At 66.5% G+C, this 18,379-nt stretch carries 9 protein-coding genes; 3 read left to right on the top strand and 6 right to left on the bottom strand.

What is annotated here, in order from left to right; genetic code table 11:
• Positions 1-189: 189 nt before the first annotated feature.
• From treZ to glgX, 3 genes are read right to left on the bottom strand one after another with little or no spacing between them, the layout of a single operon-like run.
• Complete coding sequence (gene treZ, locus N416_RS0112230) at positions 190-1,914, bottom strand: malto-oligosyltrehalose trehalohydrolase (protein WP_024442394.1); 1,725 nt, start codon at positions 1,912-1,914, stop codon at positions 190-192.
• Positions 1,907-4,204, bottom strand: coding sequence for a malto-oligosyltrehalose synthase (gene treY / locus N416_RS0112225; RefSeq protein ID WP_024442393.1), 2,298 nt, complete (start codon positions 4,202-4,204; stop codon positions 1,907-1,909). Before treY ends, treZ begins: the two co-directional genes overlap by 8 nt.
• Before the next feature lie 3 nt (positions 4,205-4,207).
• Entirely contained in the window at positions 4,208-6,406 is a 2,199-nt protein-coding gene (gene glgX, locus N416_RS0112220) for a glycogen debranching protein GlgX (RefSeq protein WP_024442392.1), read from the bottom strand.
• A gap of 161 nt (positions 6,407-6,567) precedes the next feature.
• Between glgX and malQ the strand changes: the two genes are divergently transcribed.
• The 3 genes from malQ to N416_RS0112205 are packed head-to-tail and all read left to right on the top strand — an operon-like array spanning position 6,568 to position 11,750.
• Positions 6,568-8,565 carry a 4-alpha-glucanotransferase gene (malQ, locus tag N416_RS0112215; protein ID WP_024442391.1) on the top strand — a complete coding sequence of 666 codons (1,998 nt, stop codon included), beginning with the start codon at positions 6,568-6,570 and terminating at the stop codon, positions 8,563-8,565.
• 30 nt (positions 8,566-8,595) lie between these two features.
• The gene (gene treS / locus N416_RS0112210; RefSeq protein ID WP_024442390.1) at positions 8,596-10,395 is read left to right on the top strand and encodes a maltose alpha-D-glucosyltransferase; all 1,800 of its coding nucleotides are present in this window, start codon (positions 8,596-8,598) and stop codon (positions 10,393-10,395) included.
• The gene (locus N416_RS0112205) at positions 10,392-11,750 is read left to right on the top strand and encodes a phosphotransferase (RefSeq protein WP_024442389.1); all 1,359 of its coding nucleotides are present in this window, start codon (positions 10,392-10,394) and stop codon (positions 11,748-11,750) included. The genes treS and N416_RS0112205 overlap by 4 nt, the downstream gene beginning before the upstream one ends.
• Here N416_RS0112205 and glgB read toward each other — a convergent pair.
• The 3 genes from glgB to N416_RS0112190 all read right to left on the bottom strand — a co-directional run bounded on the left by glgB (position 11,737) and on the right by N416_RS0112190 (position 18,246).
• Complete coding sequence (glgB, locus tag N416_RS0112200; RefSeq protein ID WP_369797602.1) at positions 11,737-13,902, bottom strand: 1,4-alpha-glucan branching protein GlgB; 2,166 nt, start codon at positions 13,900-13,902, stop codon at positions 11,737-11,739. The two genes, N416_RS0112205 and glgB, sit on opposite strands and share 14 nt — an antisense overlap.
• Positions 13,903-13,972: 70 nt before the next feature.
• Entirely contained in the window at positions 13,973-16,045 is a 2,073-nt protein-coding gene (locus tag N416_RS0112195; RefSeq protein ID WP_036457809.1) for an alpha-1,4-glucan--maltose-1-phosphate maltosyltransferase, read from the bottom strand.
• Between the two features lie 80 nt (positions 16,046-16,125).
• Positions 16,126-18,246: an acyl-CoA dehydrogenase gene (locus tag N416_RS0112190; RefSeq protein WP_024442386.1), complete on the bottom strand. Its 2,121-nt coding sequence runs from the start codon at positions 18,244-18,246 to the stop codon at positions 16,126-16,128.
• Positions 18,247-18,379: the final 133 nt, after the last annotated feature.

Below are 18,379 nucleotides of genomic sequence, written 5' to 3'. Positions count from 1 at the left end.
CTCGTCGTCACCCTGCCGCCCGCAGGTTTCAAGATCATTTCGTCACCATTACCACGCGTTGCGATATTCCTGCAGTATCGCCGGCCACCTTCGCTGACCAGGTCCGATCCGCCGAGCGAAGCACTACGTGACAGCGGCCACAATGCTGCGCAGGAACGAGTTGCGGGCCCTACAGCGTCGGTAGGGAGCTCATGGAGCCGGTCGCAGGACCGCGAACGAATGCCCGGGCAGTCGGGTGGTCTCAGGCCCGACCGCCGGTGATCCCCACGCCAGTACCAGCTCGCCGTGGACCGGCACGCTCACCGTGTCCTCGCTGAGATTGCACGCCACCAGGAGCGGACCGCGGTGCATGACGAGCCATCGCCGGCCCTCGTCGTAGTCGATCACCAGCTGGCTCAACCAAGGTCCGGCCGGACCGACTTCAGCGCGAAGTCCGATCAGCGACCTGTAGAGGCGCAACAGCCGCAGGTGGTGTTGCTCCTCGAGCTCGCGCCAGGCCAGCTTGGACCGCTGGTAGGTTTCGGGATCCTGCGGGTCGGGGATGTCGTCGGCATCCCAGCCGTGCTCGGCGAATTCGGCTTTGCGGCCCTCGGCGGTGGCGCGTGCCACCTGCGGGTCCTCATGTGCGGTGAAGAACTGAAAAGGGGTACGCGCGCCCCACTCCTCTCCCATGAAAAGCATTGCGGTGTAGGGCGACAGCAGTACCAGTGCAGCCTTTACCGCGAGTTGCCCGGCCGTCAGGTTCTGCGACGGACGGTCGCCGAGCGCTCGGTTGCCGACCTGATCGTGGGTGCACGTATAGGCCAACAGGCGGGTGGCCGGAATCTGCGAGATCGGCAGCGGACGCCCGTGCCGCCGGCGGCGAAACGAGGAGTACGTGGCCGCATGGAAAAAGCCGTTACGCAGGGTGGTCGCCAAAGTGGCCATGCTGCCGAAATCGGCGTAATAGCCTTGCCGCTCACCGGATACCGCGGTGTGGATGGCGTGGTGGATGTCGTCATCCCATTGCGCGGTGATCCCGTAGCCACCGTCTTCGCGGCGGGTGACGGTGCGCGGATCGTTGCGGTCACTTTCCGCGATGAGTGACAGCGGACGCCCCAACCGCGCGGCAAGCGCATCGGTTTCGGCCGCCAGCTCTTCGAGAATATTGATGGCTGTGGTGTCCACCAGCGCGTGTACGGCATCCAGCCGTAGGCCATCGACGCGGAACACCCGCATCCAGCGCAGCGCACAGTCGATGATGTAGCGGCGCACTTCGTCGGAATCCGGGCCATCGATGTTGATGGCATTGCCCCACGGGTTATGTGCCCCCGACAGATACGGCCCGAAGCGGGGAAGGTAGTTGCCGGACGGACCCAGGTGGTTGAAGACGACGTCGATCAGTACCCCCAGGCCCCGGCCGTGGCAGGCATCGACAAAGCGCGCCAAGCCGTTCGGGCCGCCGTAGGGCTCATGCACGGCGTACCACAGCACCCCGTCATAGCCCCAGCCGTGCGTGCCGGAAAAGGCGTTGACCGGCATGAGTTCGACGAAGTCGACACCCAGGTCGACCAGGTGATCCAGTTTGGCGACGGCGGAATCGAAGGTGCCGGCGGGCGTGAAAGTGCCGACGTGCATTTCATAGATCACCGCACCTTCGACGGGCCGTCCCGCCCAGTCGTGGTCGGTCCAGGTCAGGCTCTCCTCGTCCCACACCGCCGAGCGCGCGTGCACGCCGTCGGGCTGGCGGGCCGACCGCGGATCGGGGAGAACCTGCGGGTCGTCATCGAGCAGAAACCCGTAGCGGGCATCGGGCGCCACGTCGAGCCTCGCCCGCCACCACCCACCGTCGGAACGGTCCATCGGATGCGCTACCCCGTCGACATCGAGACCCACGACTGCCGGGGTTGGTGCCCAGACGGCGAACTCAGTCATCGACACGCTCCAGCAGCACAACCGGCAGTTCGGCGAACAGCTCGACTGCTCGCACCATTCCGTTGTGGCTGGCGCCGGAGAGCGCGTCAGACCACGTCCCGGGGGGCAGCGGGAGAGCCGTATCGCCCCATCCGGTGCCCTGCAGGCGCACCGTCCAACGGCTGACCGCCACCACCACGTCGTCGCCCCGGCGAAAGGCCACGAGATGTTCTGACGCCGGTCCTGACGCCTGCACCGGGTGGTAGCCGCCGCGCAGGAAGCTGTCGGGACGGGCTCGCCGCATTCGCAGTGCCGCAACGACCACCCGCATTTTCGGGTGATGCAAGGCCTCCAGCGCTGCGCGGCGTGCACCGTAGTCGACCGGCCGCCGATTGTCCGGGTCGACCAAGCTGTCATCGCAGAGCTCGGTGCCCTGATAGACGTCCGGGACGCCGGGGACGGTCAAGGACAGCAGTTTCTGCCCCAGGATGTCGCTGTCGATGTGCGGAGCGAGTTCGGCGACGAACTCGGTCAGTTCCTGCGCGATAGGACCATCGAGGATGTCGTCGAGCCACTGGTGCAGCGCGCCCTCGAACGCTGCGTCGGGATCGTGCCACGATGTCCGCCGGTCCGCCTCGCGAACCGCCTTTTCGGCATAGGCATGCAGTCGCTCGCGCACTGCCGTGCTCACTCGACCGTCGAGTGGCCACACCCCGAAGATGTTCTGCCACAGGAAGAGCCCGGTGGCCAGATCGGGTGAGGGAGCCCTCGATTCCCAACGAGCGACGAACTCCGCCCACAACGACGGCACCTGCGACAACACGCCGATGCGTGCCCTGACATCCTCGCCGCGTTTGGTGTCGTGGGTGGACAGCGTGGTCATCGTGTGCGGCCAGTGCCGAGCCCGCGTGGCGGCCCGATGATGAAACTCGGCCGAGCCCACACCGAAATACTGCGGGCTGCCGCCGACTTCGTTGAGCGACACCAGCCTGGCATCCCGGTAGAACAGGCAGTCTTCGGTCGCCTTGGCGGTCACCGCTCCGCACAGCTGTTGCAGCCGCACCGCTGCTTCCCCACCGTCGGCCAGCGCAGCCGCGAGCAGTGCAAGCGGCTCGTCGAGTTCTGGCTGCTGCGCCAGCGTATGTGCTAGCGCCACCGGCACTATCGTCGCCAACCCGGGATAGTCGCTGCGATACACCCCGATGTGACCGAGCAAGGCCACGATGGCATCGGACAACAGCGGATGCTCGGCGCCGGTAGCGCTCACCACACAACGACATAGCCGCGCCAGCTCGCTGCCCAGCGTCTCGGCAGCCGCGAGCTCCTTCTGCTCGGCCAGCAGGTTCGGCATCGCGCGGTAGTCGACACCGGCGGTTTCACACAGCTCGGTCAGCGCCGGCTCACCGTTGGGGTCGATGAACAACCCACCGATCTCCCGTAGTGCGTCGTAACCGGTGGAGCCGGCGACCGGCAGGCTGGGATCGAGCGCCTCGTCAACGGCCAGAATCTTTTCGACGACGATCCAGGCATCCGGTCCGATCAGCGCGCGCAGCCGGTGCAGATATCCCTGCGGATCCGACAGGCCATCCGGGTGATCGACCCGCACGCCATCGATGAGCTGAGCGTCGAACCAGCGCGCCGGCTCGGCGTGCCAGGCGTCGAAAACCGCTCGATCCTCCTGACGCAGGCCGGCCAACGACGTGATCGAAAAGAAGCGGCGGTAGCCACAGCTACCGCTGCGCCAGCCGACCAGTCGATAGTGCTGGCGATCGTGGACTTCGGCGCCGCTGCCGGCGCCGGTTCCGGGTGCGATCGGAAACACCAGGTCACCCAGGCGTAGGGACTCGCCATCCACGGTCAGGTCGGCAGTATCGCCGTCAGAGCCCAGTACCGGCAGAATGATTCGGCCGTCACCGAGGCCCCAATCGATGTCGAAGAACGCGGCGTACCGGGAGGATCGGCCGTGCTTCAGCACGTCCCACCACCATGGGTTCTGCTCCGGCCGTTGTACCCCGACGTGATTGGGCACGATATCGACGATCAGGCCGATGCCGCGGGCACGCGCGGCCGCTGACAGCCGCGCCAGCCCCTGCGCGCCACCCAGTTCCGCAGAGACGGTGGTCGGATCGACGACGTCGTAGCCGTGTGTCGATCCGCGCACCGCCGTCATGATCGGCGAGAGGTAAAGGTGCGAAATGCCAAGTGCATCGAAATAGTCGAGTAGATTCTCGGCGTCCGCGAAGGTGAACGTGAACCCGCTTTCTGCGCCCCGCAGCTGCAACCGGTAGGTGGACAGCACCGGGCTGGCCATGCGTCAGCGCACTTTCCGCAGGACGAGCAGCGAACGCCCCGGGACGGGCAGCTCGCCCCCAGGCTGCACGGCCTGCTCAGCCGGGGGTGCCGGCTCCGCGGTGTCCAATTCGGTGGTCCATTCTTGGGCGTAATCCTTTCCGGGAACGACGAACTCGACCGTCTCCTCGTGCGCATTGAAGCACAGCAGGAACGAGTCATCCACCACTCGCTGCCCGCGCATGTCAGGCTCGCGGATCGCCTCTCCGTTGAGAAAGACCATGATGCACTTGTCGAAGCCGTTGTCCCAGTCGTCTTGACTCATCTCCTGGCCGGCGGGGGTGAACCAGGCGATGTCGCCGATCTCGCCGTCGTGGCGTACCGGGCGGCCCTCGAAGAACCGGCGACGGCGAAACACCGGATGTTCTTTGCGAAGCTGCGTCACCCGGCGAGTGAAGGCCAGCAGATCGGCATTGGTCTCGGCCAGCGACCAGTCCATCCAGGAGAGTTCGGAGTCCTGACAGTAAGTGTTGTTGTTCCCCTGCTGAGTGCGCCCCAGCTCATCGCCGTGCGCGATCATCGGTGTGCCTTGGGACAGCAGCAGGGTGGCCAGGATGTTGCGCATCTGACGGGCCCGTAGTTCCTGGACGTCCGGATCATCGGTGGGGCCTTCGACACCGCAGTTCCACGACCGGTTGTGGCTCTCGCCATCGGTGTTGTCGTCGCCGTTGGCCTCATTGTGTTTTTCGTTGTAGGAGACCAGATCGTGCAAGGTGAATCCGTCGTGGGCGACGACGAAGTTGATGCTGGCACCCGGCCGGCGCCCGGTGGCCTCGTAGAGATCTGATGAGCCGGTGAGCCGCGAGGCGAACTCTCCCAACGTCTCCGGTTCGCCACGCCAATAGTCGCGCACGGTGTCGCGGTACTTTCCATTCCACTCGGTCCACAGGCCGGGAAAATTGCCGACCTGATAACCGCCCTCGCCGACGTCCCACGGCTCGGCGATCAACTTGACCTGGCTGACCACCGGGTCCTGCTGAATCAGGTCGAAGAACGCCGAAAGGCGGTCCACATCATAGAATTCGCGGGCCAAGGTCGACGCCAGGTCGAAGCGGAACCCATCGACGTGCATCTCGGTCACCCAGTAGCGCAGTGAGTCCATGATCAGCTGCAGTGCGTGCGGATGGCGCGCGTTGAGGCTGTTGCCGGTGCCGGTGTAGTCCATGTACATGCTTCGGTCGTCGTCGACAAGCCGGTAGTAGGCGGCATTGTCGATTCCGCGGAAGTTGATGGTCGGCCCGAGGTGGTTGCCCTCGGCAGTGTGGTTGTAAACCACGTCGAGGATCACTTCGATGCCGGCTTCGTGCAGGGTGCGCACCATGGTCTTGAATTCCGCGACCGCTGCCCCCGGCTGCCGGCTTGCCGCGTATTGGCTGTGCGGGGCGAAGAACCCGAATGTGTTGTAGCCCCAATAGTTCCGCAGACCCATCCGCAGCAAGCGGTCGTCGTGCATGAACTGGTGTACCGGCATCAGCTCGACAGCGGTGACATTGAGCGACTGCAGGTGGTCGATGACGACCGGGTGAGCCAGACCGGCATAGGTGCCGCGCAGTTCCTCGGGGATAGCGGGATGGGTCTGCGTCATACCCTTGACGTGGGTCTCGTAGATGATCGTCTCGTTGTACGGGGTCTTCGGCGGTCGATCGGTTGCCCAGTCGAAGTACGGGTTGATCACCACGCTGGTCATGGTGTGCCCGAGCGAGTCGACTCTGGGCAGAGTCTCGGCCCGCGGCGGGTCGTCTCCGGCTGCCATGTCGTAGGAGAAAAGCGCCTGCTCGAAGTCGAAGTCGCCGGTGAACGCCCTGCCGTACGGGTCCAGCAACAGTTTGCTGGGATCACAGCGATGTCCGGCCGGCGGGTCGAAGGGCCCGTGTACCCGAAAGCCGTAGTTCTGTCCCGGTGACACCGTCGGCAGGTAGGCGTGCCAAACGTAGCCGTCCACCTCTTCGAGCGGTACGCACGTCTGCGCGCCGTCTTCGTCGATCAGGCACAGATCGACTCGCTCGGCGATCTCCGAGAACAGGGCGAAGTTGGTTCCGCCGCCGTCGTAGCTGGCCCCGAGCGGCGCGCTGGCGCCCGGCCAGACGGTGCGCGAGGCCGGCGGGTTCTCGGCTGGATCACTGACCGCTGCGGTCCCCGTCGCCGGATTTCGGGTACTGCCCATGCTCACCCAATTTCGTCAGGAATTTCGATACTTCGATGCTGCGGCGCCGACCGGGTTGTGGCTACCCGCCTGCCGGCCGGTCAAACTATCGCCGTCTCCGACCCTACGGACCGGTTCGGTGCTGGCTGTTGAAATGCACCTCAGGCGGGTATAGGCGTGGTGTGGCGCCCGATGACCTACGCCGGCTGGCGACCGCGCACGGCGTAGCCACCGCCTACCGCAACGAACGGCGCGAGATGGTGCAGGTGGACGAAGACGTGGTGGTCCGGGTTCTTCGGCTGCTCGAGGTCGAGGCGCGCAGTGCGGCCGACCGCCGCCATGAGTTGGCCAGGCTGGATGAACGCGAGCGTGCGGGCGTTTCGCCTCCGACAGCCGCTGTGCGGGTGACCGGACGCCCCCTACCGTTTTCCGGAGCCGCCGCACTGGTGAGCGAGGGCGGCGAGCGCACCGCAGTGCGCGATGAACTGCCCGCCGATCTGTCGCCCGGCTGGTATCAGCTTCAGCTGCGCGATGGCCAGGAAGTCACGCTGGTGGCGGCTCCCGCCCGGGTGCCGCGGGCACCGCTCACCTGGGGATGGATGCTGCAGCTCTACGCGTTGCGATCCGCGCGCTCCTGGGGCATCGGGGACTTGGCGGACCTGCGGGACTGGGTGAGGTGGACAGCCGCCGAGCACGGCGCCGGGGCGGTGCTGCTCAATCCGCTGCACGCACCGGGACCGACGTATCCGGTGCAGCCGTCGCCGTATACGCCTTCGAGCCGGCAGTTCGCCAACCCGCTCGCCCTGTGCATCGCTGACCTCGCCGCCTACCAGCGCGCCGACTCGGCCACCCGGGCAGAAGTCGACGCGCTGCGGGTCGCTGCGGACACCGCACGAATCGACTACGACCTCGTCTGGGCCGCCAAGCGCGCGGCCCTGGAGTTGCTCTGGCGTTCTGAAGGGCGCCCCTGCCCGCTCGACGAGTCGTCGCGGACTCGGGCGTTGCGTGACTGGGCGACCTACTGCGCGCTGGCCGAACGCCATGGCAGCCGGTGGTCCCGCTGGCCTGCGCCCCTACACGACGCGACCGGCGCCGCGGTGGCCGCCGCACGGCGGGAGCTCGCGCCGAGGGTGGCGTTTCATGCTTGGGTGCAGCAGCGCTGCACGGAGCAGCTGCTGGCGGTGCAGAGTGCCGCCAAGAACGCGGGCATGGCGCTGGGCGTGCTGCACGACCTGGCAGTCGGCGTCGACGGCGATGGCGCCGATGCGTGGGCCCTGGCCGACGTGCTGGCCGTTGATGCCAGCGTCGGCGCGCCTCCGGATACGTTCAGCCCTCGTGGGCAGGACTGGTGTCTGCCGCCATGGCGACCGGACCGCTTGGCGGCCACCGGCTACCGCGCGGTGCGCGACATGCTGCGGGCCGTCCTGGCCCACGCGGACGGCGTACGCATCGATCACGTCGCCGGATTGTGGCGGCTGTGGTGGATCCCCCCTGGCGAAAGCCCCGACCGCGGCACCTATGTCCACTACGACGCCGACGTCATGCTCGCGGTGCTGGCACTGGAGGCGCATCGCGCCAACGCTGTCGTCATCGGCGAGGACCTGGGAACCGTCGAACCGGAAGTCACCCGCGCGCTGGCCGGCAATGAAATGCTGGGGTGCGCGGTCTCCTGGTTCACTCGCGATGAATCGGCCCCCGGCCAGCCGTTGCTTCCGTCCGCGAAGTGGCCGTCGCGGGTGGCTGCCAGCATCTCTACCCACGACCTGCCCACCGCCGCCGGATTCTTCCGCGCCGAGCATGTGCGGGCACGCGCCGAGCGGGGTCTGCTCGACGACGTGGCGGCCGCACAGTCCGCCGCCGAGCAGGAACGAGCCGAATGGCTTGAGCTACTGCGTACCGAAGGGTTTCTTGAGCATGACGAGATGGCTCCGGATGAGCCGCGGATCATCGACGCCATGCACCGCTTTCTGGCGGCCACCCCGAGCCGGCTGAAACTGGTCTCCCCCTACGACGTGCTGGCCGAGCCTTGTCAGCCCAACCTGCCCGGCACCGTGGATCAGTATCCGAATTGGCGTCTGCCGCTGTCCGCGCCTCTCGAACAGTTGCAGGCCGATCCGCGGATCGCCCGCACCGCCGCGTTGTTCTCGCACGATCACGATGACCAATCGCCTGCCAGGTAATCACGACCGGAATGGGGTACATGTCGAGATATGGCCTTCGACGCGGACGACGAACTTGGTCAGGACGTAGCAGACCCCGGGGCGGGCAGCCATGTCGAGGACGGCATCGTCGAGCACCCGAGCGCGGACGATTTCGGCGACGCCGCGGCCCTGCCGGCGGACCCGGTCTGGTTCAAGCGAGCGGTGTTCTACGAGGTACTGGTCCGGGCGTTCTACGACTCCAACGGGGACGGGATCGGGGACCTGCGGGGCCTGACCGAGCAGCTGGACTACCTGCAGTGGCTCGGCGTCGACTGTCTGTGGTTGCCGCCGTTCTACGACTCGCCGTTGCGCGACGGCGGCTATGACATCCGGGATTTCTACAAGGTGTTGCCGGAGTTCGGCACGGTCGACGATTTCGTCGAACTGCTCGACGCCGCCCACCGGCGCGGTATTCGGGTGATCACCGATCTGGTGATGAACCACACCTCCGACAGTCACCCGTGGTTTCAACAGTCGCGGCAAGACCCCGACGGTCCCCATGGCGACTACTACGTGTGGAGTGACACCAGCGAACGGTACGCCGATGCCCGGATCATCTTCGTCGACACCGAGGAGTCCAACTGGACGTTCGACGCGGTGCGCAAGCAGTTCTATTGGCACCGATTCTTCTCCCACCAGCCGGATCTGAACTATGACAACCCGGCGGTGCAGGAAGCCATGATCGATGTGCTGCGGTTCTGGCTCAACCTCGGCATCGATGGGTTTCGGTTGGACGCGGTGCCGTACCTGTTCGAGAGGGAGGGAACCAACTGCGAAAACCTGCCTGAGACACATGACTTCCTGAAGCGCTGCCGCAAGGTGGTCGACGACGAGTTTCCCGGCAGAGTTCTGCTGGCCGAGGCCAATCAGTGGCCGACGGACGTGGTCGAGTATTTCGGCAACCCGGACACCGGCGGTGATGAATGCCACATGGCATTCCACTTCCCGCTGATGCCACGCATTTTCATGGCGGTACGCCGAGAGTCACGCTTCCCGATCTCGGAGATCCTGGCGCAGACGCCACCGATACCCCATATGGCGCAATGGGGAATCTTCTTGCGCAACCATGACGAGTTGACCTTGGAGATGGTCACCGACGACGAGCGCGACTACATGTACGCCGAATACGCCAAAGACCCGCGGATGAAGGCGAATGTGGGGATCCGGCGCCGGCTTGCCCCGCTGCTGGACAAGGACCGCAACCAGATCGAACTGTTCACCGCCCTGTTGCTGTCGCTGCCCGGCTCCCCGATCCTCTACTACGGTGACGAGATCGGGATGGGTGACATCATCTGGCTGGGCGACCGCGACGCGGTGCGCACCCCGATGCAGTGGACACCCGACCGCAACGCGGGCTTCTCCACCGCCAACCCCGGCCGCCTGTACCTGCCGCCCATTCAGGACGCGGTCTACGGTCATCAGTCCGTCAACGTCGAATCGCAACGCGACACCTCCACGTCGTTGCTCAACTGGACTCGCACCATGCTGGCCATTCGACGCCGGTATGACGCCTTCGCCCTCGGCGAATTCCGCGAACTGGGCGGCTCCAATCCGTCGGTGCTGGCCTTCGTGCGGGAGATCTCGGGTGACGACGGGAACACGGTCTTGTGCGTCAACAACCTGTCCCGGTTTCCCCAGCCGATCGAACTGAACCTGCAGCACTGGGACGGCCACATACCGGTGGAACTCACCGGTTCGGTGGAGTTTCCCCGAATCGGAAAACTGCCATACCTGCTCACACTTCCCGGCCACGGCTTCTACTGGTTTCAGCTGTGCGAGCCACGCGAGTCGAAGGAGGACATGTCATGACCGGTGGCACCGGCGAACCAGCGGGCCTGCCGTGGGCGGAATGGCTACCAACCCGACGCTGGTACGCGGGGCGGAATAAGCAATTGGCCCAGGCAGATCCCTTCCTGGTGGTGGAGTTGGGCGGCGACCTGCAGCTGGTGCTGATCGACGTCGGCTACACCGACGGCACCGCCGATCGCTACCAGGTGATAGTCGCCTGGGACGTGGACCTGGCGCCGGAGTACGCCCAGGTCGCGACGATCGGAACCCATGGCGGGCACACCGCCTCCGACGCTCTCTACGACGCCGCGGCAACCCGAGTCTTGTTGTCACTGATCGATTCGGCAGCCCGGCGGGGTGACGTCACGTTCACACCGGAGCCGGGGGTCACGCTGCCGGTTCGCGCCGAGTCCCGCGTATCGGAAGCCGAGCAGAGCAACACCAGCGTCATCGTCGAGGAAAAAGTGGTCCTCAAGGTGTTCCGGCGGATCAGAGATGGGATCAATCCGGACATCGAGCTCAACGCAGCGCTGGGCCGAGCCGCCAATCCCCACGTGCCACGACTGTTCGGCTCCTACCAGATCGAGTTGCCGGGCGACTCTGGCGTGTTGCCCTATGCGCTGGGAATGGTCAGCGAATACGCGTTGAACTCGGCCGAAGGCTGGGCGATGGCGACCGCGAGCGTGCGCGACCTGTTCGCCGAAGCCGATCTGTACGCCTACGAAGTGGGCGGCGACTTCGCCGGTGAGTCGTACCGCCTCGGTGAGGCTGTCGCATCGGTGCACCGGACACTGGCCGACACGCTGGGGACTTCGCAGTCGCTCTTCCCGGCCGAGGCGCTGCTGTCGCGGTTGGCGGCGACCGCGGAGAGCGTGCCCGAAATACGCCCCCACCTAACCGCTATCGAAGAGCGCTTCGCCGCACTCGCCGGCGAGACGATCACGGTGCAACGAGTCCACGGCGACCTACATCTGGGTCAGGTGCTGCGCACCCCGAACGGCTGGCTGCTGATCGACTTCGAAGGCGAGCCCGGCGCACCGCTGCCGGAACGTCGGAGGCCGGACTCTCCGCTGCGCGATGTCGCCGGCGTACTGCGGTCCTACGAGTACGCCGCGTACGGCAAACTGGCCGACCTGTCGCGCGACGGCCAGGCCCGGCAACTGGCCACCCGAGCCCGGGAGTGGCTGGACCGCTGTCGCAGCGCCTTCTGCGAAGGCTATGGCGCGGAGTCCGGCACCGACCCGCGGGATAGCGCAGCGCTATTGGCCGCCTACGAACTGGACAAGGCGGTCTATGAGGCCGGATACGAGGCCCGCCACCGGCCCGCCTGGCTACCCATTCCGCTGCGAGCGCTGAGTCGACTCAGCGAGCGGTGATCGCTTGCGCGGCGGGTTCCAGCCACAACGCCGACAGCGGGGGCAGCACCAGTACCGCGGAAGCAGGACGCCCGTGCCGAGGTTCGTCGACGGCATCCACACCACCGAAATTTCCTGCACCGCCGCCGTTGTAGTCGACGGCGTCGGTGTTGAGTATCTCGCGCCACCGGCCCGCGAACGGCAGTCCGAGGTGGTAGTCGGTATGCACCACACCGGAGAAGTTGAATACCGCCGCCAGCACCGATCCGTCTGTCGCATAACGCAGGAAGCTCAGCACATTGTTGGCGGAGTCGTTGGCATCGATCCAGGAATAGCCGGCCGGGTTGGTGTCCTCGCTCCACAGCGCGGGGCGGCTGCGATAGACGGAGTTGAGATCGCGGGTCAAGCACTGGATTCCCGCAGAGAACCCGTCCTGCTCGCCGGGTGAGTCGAGCTGGAACCAGTCCAGCCCGCGTTCCTCGGACCACTCGGCACGCTGGCCGAACTCCTGGCCCATGAACAGCAGTTGCTTTCCCGGATGCGCCCACTGGTAGGCCAGCAGACTGCGCACCCCGGCCGCCTTGGCGTGGTCGTCACCGGGCATCCGGCTCCACAGCGTGCCCTTGCCGTGCACCACTTCGTCATGGCTGATCGGCAGCACGAAATTCTCGCTGTAGGCATAGAGCATCGAGAAGGTCATCTCGTGGTGATGGTAGGAGCGGTGCACCGGGTCGTGACCGAGATAGGACAGGGTGTCGTGCATCCAGCCCATGTTCCACTTCATCGAAAAGCCCAGTCCACCAAGGCTGGTCGGTCTCGACACTCCGGGCCACGAGGTCGATTCTTCGGCGATCGTGACGATCCCGGGCGCCGATTTGTGTGCCGTGGCGTTCATCTCCTGGAGGAACTGCACCGCCTCCAGGTTCTCTCGGCCGCCGTAGACGTTGGGCGTCCAGCCGCCCTGAGGTCGCGAGTAGTCCAGGTAGAGCATCGACGCCACGGCGTCCACTCGTAGTCCGTCGATGTGAAACTCCAACAGCCAGTACAGCGCATTGGCCACCAGAAAGTTGCGCACCTCAGGGCGACCGAAATCGAACACATAGGTTCCCCAGTCGAGCTGCTCACCGCGCCGCGGATCAGCGTGCTCATACAGCGGAGTGCCGTCGAACCGGCCCAGCGCCCAGGCATCTTTCGGGAAGTGCGCCGGCACCCAGTCCACAATGACTCCGATGCCGGCACGATGCAGCGCGTCCACCAGGAAGCGGAAGTCGTCGGGCGTGCCGAAACGCGCGGTCGGCGCGTAGTACGAGGTGACCTGATATCCCCACGATCCGCCGAACGGATGCTCCGCGACCGGCAGCAGTTCGACGTGAGTGAACCCTTGCTCCACAACGTAATCCGTCAACTCGGCGGCAAGCTGGCGGTAGCTCAACCCAGGCCGCCACGATCCGAGGTGCACTTCGTAGACGCTCATGGCCTCGAACGCCGGGTTTGCGGTGGCCCGCCGATCCATCCAGTCGCCGTCACTCCAGGTGTAGCGATTGGTGGCGACACGCGACGCGGTGTGCGGCGGGGTCTCGGCGGCGAACGCCATTGGGTCAGCCCGCTCGGTGACCACATCGTCTGCGCCGTGCACACGAAACTTGTACAGCCCGTCGAGCGGAAACCCCGGCCAGAACAGTTCCCACACACCGGATGAGCCCAGTGCCCGCATGGGTGCGCCGATGCCGTCCCAGCCGGTGCTGTCACTGATCAACCCGATTCCCTTGGCGTTGGGCGCCCACACCGCGAACGACACGCCCGTCACCGGCCCGTCCGCAGTGGTGAACGTGCGCGGATGAGCGCCCAGAACCTCCCAAAGCTGTTCGTGTCGGCCCTCACCGAACAGGTGCAGGTCGACCTCGCCCAGCGTCGGCAGGAAGCGATACCCGTCGGCCACGATCTGCGGTTCGGCGACGCCGGGATAGTCGATCTGCAGCCGATAGTCGATCAGGTCGGCGAACGGCAGCACCACGGCGAACAATCCGTTGCCCAGGTGTTGCATCGGGACCCGGTCACCGCCCACCACAACCGCCACCGCGCTCGCGCCCGGGCGCAAGGCCCGGATCACGGTGTGTTGGCCGTTGTCGTGGGCGCCCAGGATCGAGTGCGGGTCGTAGTGCACGCCGGACATCAGCCGATCGAGATCCTCGCGGTTCACCTCGAGCCCGCCGGGCTGGTTTTTGATTCGGGTCATCGGGTCTTCACCTCCGATGCAGCAGGTCGGTTCGCGCCTGGGCACTCATCACCGGCATATTGATGATGTGGGCGACCGCTCGGCTCGGATCGAGTCGCACATAATTGTCTTGCCCCCATTGGTATTCCTCCCCGGTGATTTCGTCACGCACCCAGAACCGCTCGTAGGGCGCCATGCCCAGCGTCGTCAGGTCGAGCGACAACGTCGCTTCCTCGGCACCGAATGCGTTCAAGGTCACCACCACCAGCACCGTGTCACCGCTGGCCGGGTCGAATTTGCTGTAGGCCAGCAGCGCGTCGTTGTCGACGTGATGGAAATGCAGGGTGCGCAGTTGCTGCAGGGCAGGGTGCCGCCGGCGAATGGCGTTGAGCGCAGCGATGAACGGCTCCAGCGATCTGCCCTCGCGGCGCGCGGCGGCGTAATCGCGGGGACGCAGCTCGTATTTCTCCGAATGAAGGTATTCTTCGCTTCCCTCGTGCAGCGCCTCGTGCTCGAACAATTCATAGCCGGAATACACGCCCCAGGAGGGGCCCATCGTCGCGGCCAGCACCGCGCGGATGGCGAACATACCGGGGCCGTGATGTTGCAGACTGGCGTGCAGGATGTCCGGTGTGTTGACGAACAGATTGGGGCGGCGAAAATCCGCGAATTCGGCTATCTCTTCGCCGAATTCGACGAGTTCGGCCTTGGAAGTTCGCCAGGTGAAGTAGGTGTAGGACTGGGTGAAACCGAGCTTGGCCAGGCCGTACTGTCGTGCCGGCGGGGTGAACGCCTCCGAGAGGAACAGCACATCGGGTTCGGCGGCCTTCACTTTCGTGATCAACCATGCCCAGAACCCGGGTGGCTTGGTATGCGGGTTGTCGACCCGGAATACTTTGACCCCGTGTGAGATCCAGAACTGCACCACGCGGTGGACCTCGGCATACAGGCCGGCGGGATCATTGTCGAAATTCAATGGGTAGATATCCTGGTATTTCTTCGGCGGATTCTCCGCGTAGGCGATCGTCCCGTCCGGCAACTCGGTGAACCACTGACGGTGTTGGCGCACCCACGGGTGATCAGGAGCGCACTGCAACGCCAGATCCAAGGCGACCTCCAGACCGAGTTCGCGTGCCCTGGCAACGAATTGGTCGAAATCATCGACTGCTCCCAAGTCGGGGTGCACCGCATCGTGGCCGCCCTCGTCGCTGCCGATCGCCCATGGTGACCCGACATCGCCGGGTTCGGCCACCGCGCTGTTGTTGCGACCCTTTCGGTGCACCTTTCCGATCGGGTGGATCGGCGGGAGATAGACCACGTCGAATCCCATCTCGGCGATCCGCGGTAGCGCCGACGCGGCGGTGGCCAGCGTGCCGTGCACCGGAGCGCCCGCTGAGTCCCATCCGCCGGTGGAGCGCGGAAACATCTCGTACCAGGAGCTGAAGCGGGCCAGTGGCCGATCCACCCAGACCCGATACTGCTGTCCGCGGGTGAGCAGGTCGCGCAGCGGGTAGCAGGTGAGCAGCTGGGAGATCTCGTCGGACAATGCCGGCGCCGAGCGAACGATCGGGTCGCCGGGATGGCGCAATGCCGCAGCCGCTGCCACGACGGGTTCACGCCGGCTGCGGGGCATCGCCGCGGCGGCACGCTCCAGCAGGTCGGCACCGATCAACAGATCGTTGGATAGTTCGGCCTCGTCCTGGCCGGCGTCCAGCTTGGCGACCACCGCGTCACGCCAGGTGCGGATCGAATCGGTCCACCCGTCGACCCGGAAAGCCCACATCCCGGTCTGGTCGGGAACGAATTCACCGTGGAAGACGTACGGCTCGCCGCCCTCCCGCATTGGAAGCAGCGCCGGCTTTGTTCGAGGCGCTGGAACAGCCGTTTCCTGCTCGTCGAGACGCGTCTGCGACCCCGGTGGAGACTCGCAGCCGAGGTAGCGCACGACCAAGGTCGCCGCGACCACTTCGTGTCCGTCACGCCACACCGCGGCGCGGACCGGCACGGTCTCCCCGACCACTGCCTTGGCGGGTTGCCGGCCGCAGGACACAACCGGCGTAACGCCATCGACTTCGATTCGGCCCGGCACACAGCACTCCATTCGTCGGCGGCGATTCCGACAGTGGGTACCCCCGGCGACGGAAAGCTACGCTCGGCGACGACCGGCGCGACAGCGGCGAGCTAGCCGCGCGGCAGGCCCAGCAGCCGCTCAGCGGCCAGTGTCAACAGGATCTGCTCGGTGCCTCCGGCGATGGACAGGCACCGGGTGTTGAGGAAGTCGTGCACTTCGCGGCCGGCCACCGCGCCGCCCCCCTCGGCCACATCCATCCGGAACTCGGCCAGCTCCTGGCGGTAGCGCACCCCGATGAGCTTGCGCACCGAGGACTCCGAGCCCGGGTCTTGGCCGCCCACCGCGAGCTGGGCGATGCGTTGATCCAGCAGCGAACCCGCCTGCGCGGCGATGATCAGCCGGGCCAGACGCTCGGCGGTGGCGGTGTCGGGTTCGGAATCCGCCAGGGTTTTCAGCAGCTCCTCCATCGGGTTGCCCAGCGCGGTGCCGCCGGCGATCGCGACGCGCTCGTTGGCCAAGGTGGTGCGGGCCAGGCGCCAGCCGTCGTTGACGCCGCCGACCACCTGCTCGTCGGGAACGAAGACGTCATCGAGGAAGACCTCGTTGAACAGGGCCTCACCGGTGATCTCCCGCAGCGGCCGGATGTCGATGCCCTCAGCGGCCATGTCGACCAGGAAGTAGGTGATGCCCTTGTGTTTCGGAGCTTCGGCATCGGTTCTGGCCAGGCAGACGCCCCACTGCGAGTCGTGGGCTCGCGACGTCCACACCTTCTGACCGGTCAGCCGCCAGCCGCCGTCGACCTTCACCGCCTTGGTGCGTAGCGCCGCCAGGTCCGAGCCGGCGCCGGGCTCGGAGAACAGCTGACACCAGAACACCTCGCCGGTCAGCGTGGCCGGGATGAAGCGCTCGATCTGCTCGGGCGTGCCGTGCTCGAGAATGGTCGGGGCTGCCCACCAGCCGACCACCAGGTCCGGACGCCCGACGCCGGCGGCGGCCAGTTCCTGGTCGATCACCAGCTGCTCGGCGGGGCCGGCCGCGCGTCCGTAGGGAACCGGCCAGTGCGGCGCCAGCAGCCCGGATTCGGCCAGCGCCACTTGGTGCTGGTCGGCGGGCAGCGCTGCGATGCGCGCCACCTCCGCGGCGATCTCGGGCCGGACGTCGGTGGCCTCACCGAGGTCGACCTCCAACCGGCGCCGCAGGCCGTCGCGGGTCAGTGCGGCGGTGCGGCGCAGCCACCGTTGGGGTCCGCCCAGCGCCTGCCCGATGCCGTAGGCCCGGCGCAGGTACAGGTGTGCGTCGTGCTCCCAGGTGATGCCGATTCCGCCGAGTACCTGGATGCAGTCCTTGGCGTTGGCCTTGGCGGCGTCGATGCAGATCGCGGCGGCGACTGCGGCCGCGATCGCGAACTGCTGGTCATCGGAATCGGCAGCGGCGCGGGCCACGTCGCTGGCCGCCACCGCGGCCTGATCGGCCCGGCACAGCATCTCCGCGCACAGGTGCTTGATGGCCTGGAAGCTGCCGATCGGCTTACCGAACTGTTCACGCACCTTGGCGTATTCGACCGCGGTGTCCAGCGCCCAGCGGGCGACCCCGGCGGCCTCGGCGGCCAGCACCGTGACCACCAGGTTCTCCACCCGGTGACCGGCCTCCAGGACCACTGCCGGCGCTGCCGTCAACGTCACCTTGGCCAGCGGTCGGGAGAAGTCGGTGGCGGCCAGGGGCTCGACATTCACCCCGTTCGCGCCGGCGTCCACCAGGATCCAGTCCTGGCCGGCCGGCAACAGCAGCAGTCCGTCGGCGGTGGCGCCGAGCACCCGCTCAGCGGTGCCGGAGGCCTGCCCTGCTGCGGCGTCGAAGCTCACCGCCGCCGCGGACGGGTCGGTGACCACGCCGGCAGTCCGCTCGCCGGCTGCCAGGGCTTCAACCGAAGCCGGATCGGTGACCACCAGGGTGGCCAGCGCGGTGGTCGCAACCGGCCCGGGAACCAGGGCCCTGGCGGCCTCATCGACCATCGCGCAGAGGTCTTCGAGGCGCCCACCGGCCCCGCCGGACTCCTCGGGCACCGCCACACCGAACAGGCCCAGGTCGGCCAGCCGCGCGAAAACAGCTCGCCAGGAATCGGTTTCACCCAATTCCGCCGCGCGAATCGCTTCGGCGGTGCCCGCGGCGGCGGCCCAGTCGCGGACCAGCTCGCGGGCTGCGAGCTGTTCGTCGTTGATGGTCACGGACACGCTGGGCTCCTCCGGGTCGAGACGGGCTTGAGAGAGGCGGGTCACGAACACCCCCACCAACCACTAGAACGTGTTCTAATAGTGCCAGCGTCCGAGCGTCAAGTCGAACCGTAATGGCTGGACACGTTGGGTC

Origin of the sequence: Mycobacterium sp. UM_WGJ, assembly GCF_000455125.1 — a bacterium.
Classification (GTDB): Bacteria; Actinomycetota; Actinomycetes; order Mycobacteriales; family Mycobacteriaceae; genus Mycobacterium.
The sequence above is the reverse complement of the archived record's forward strand: the minus strand, read 5'-3'. Positions and strand labels throughout refer to the sequence as shown.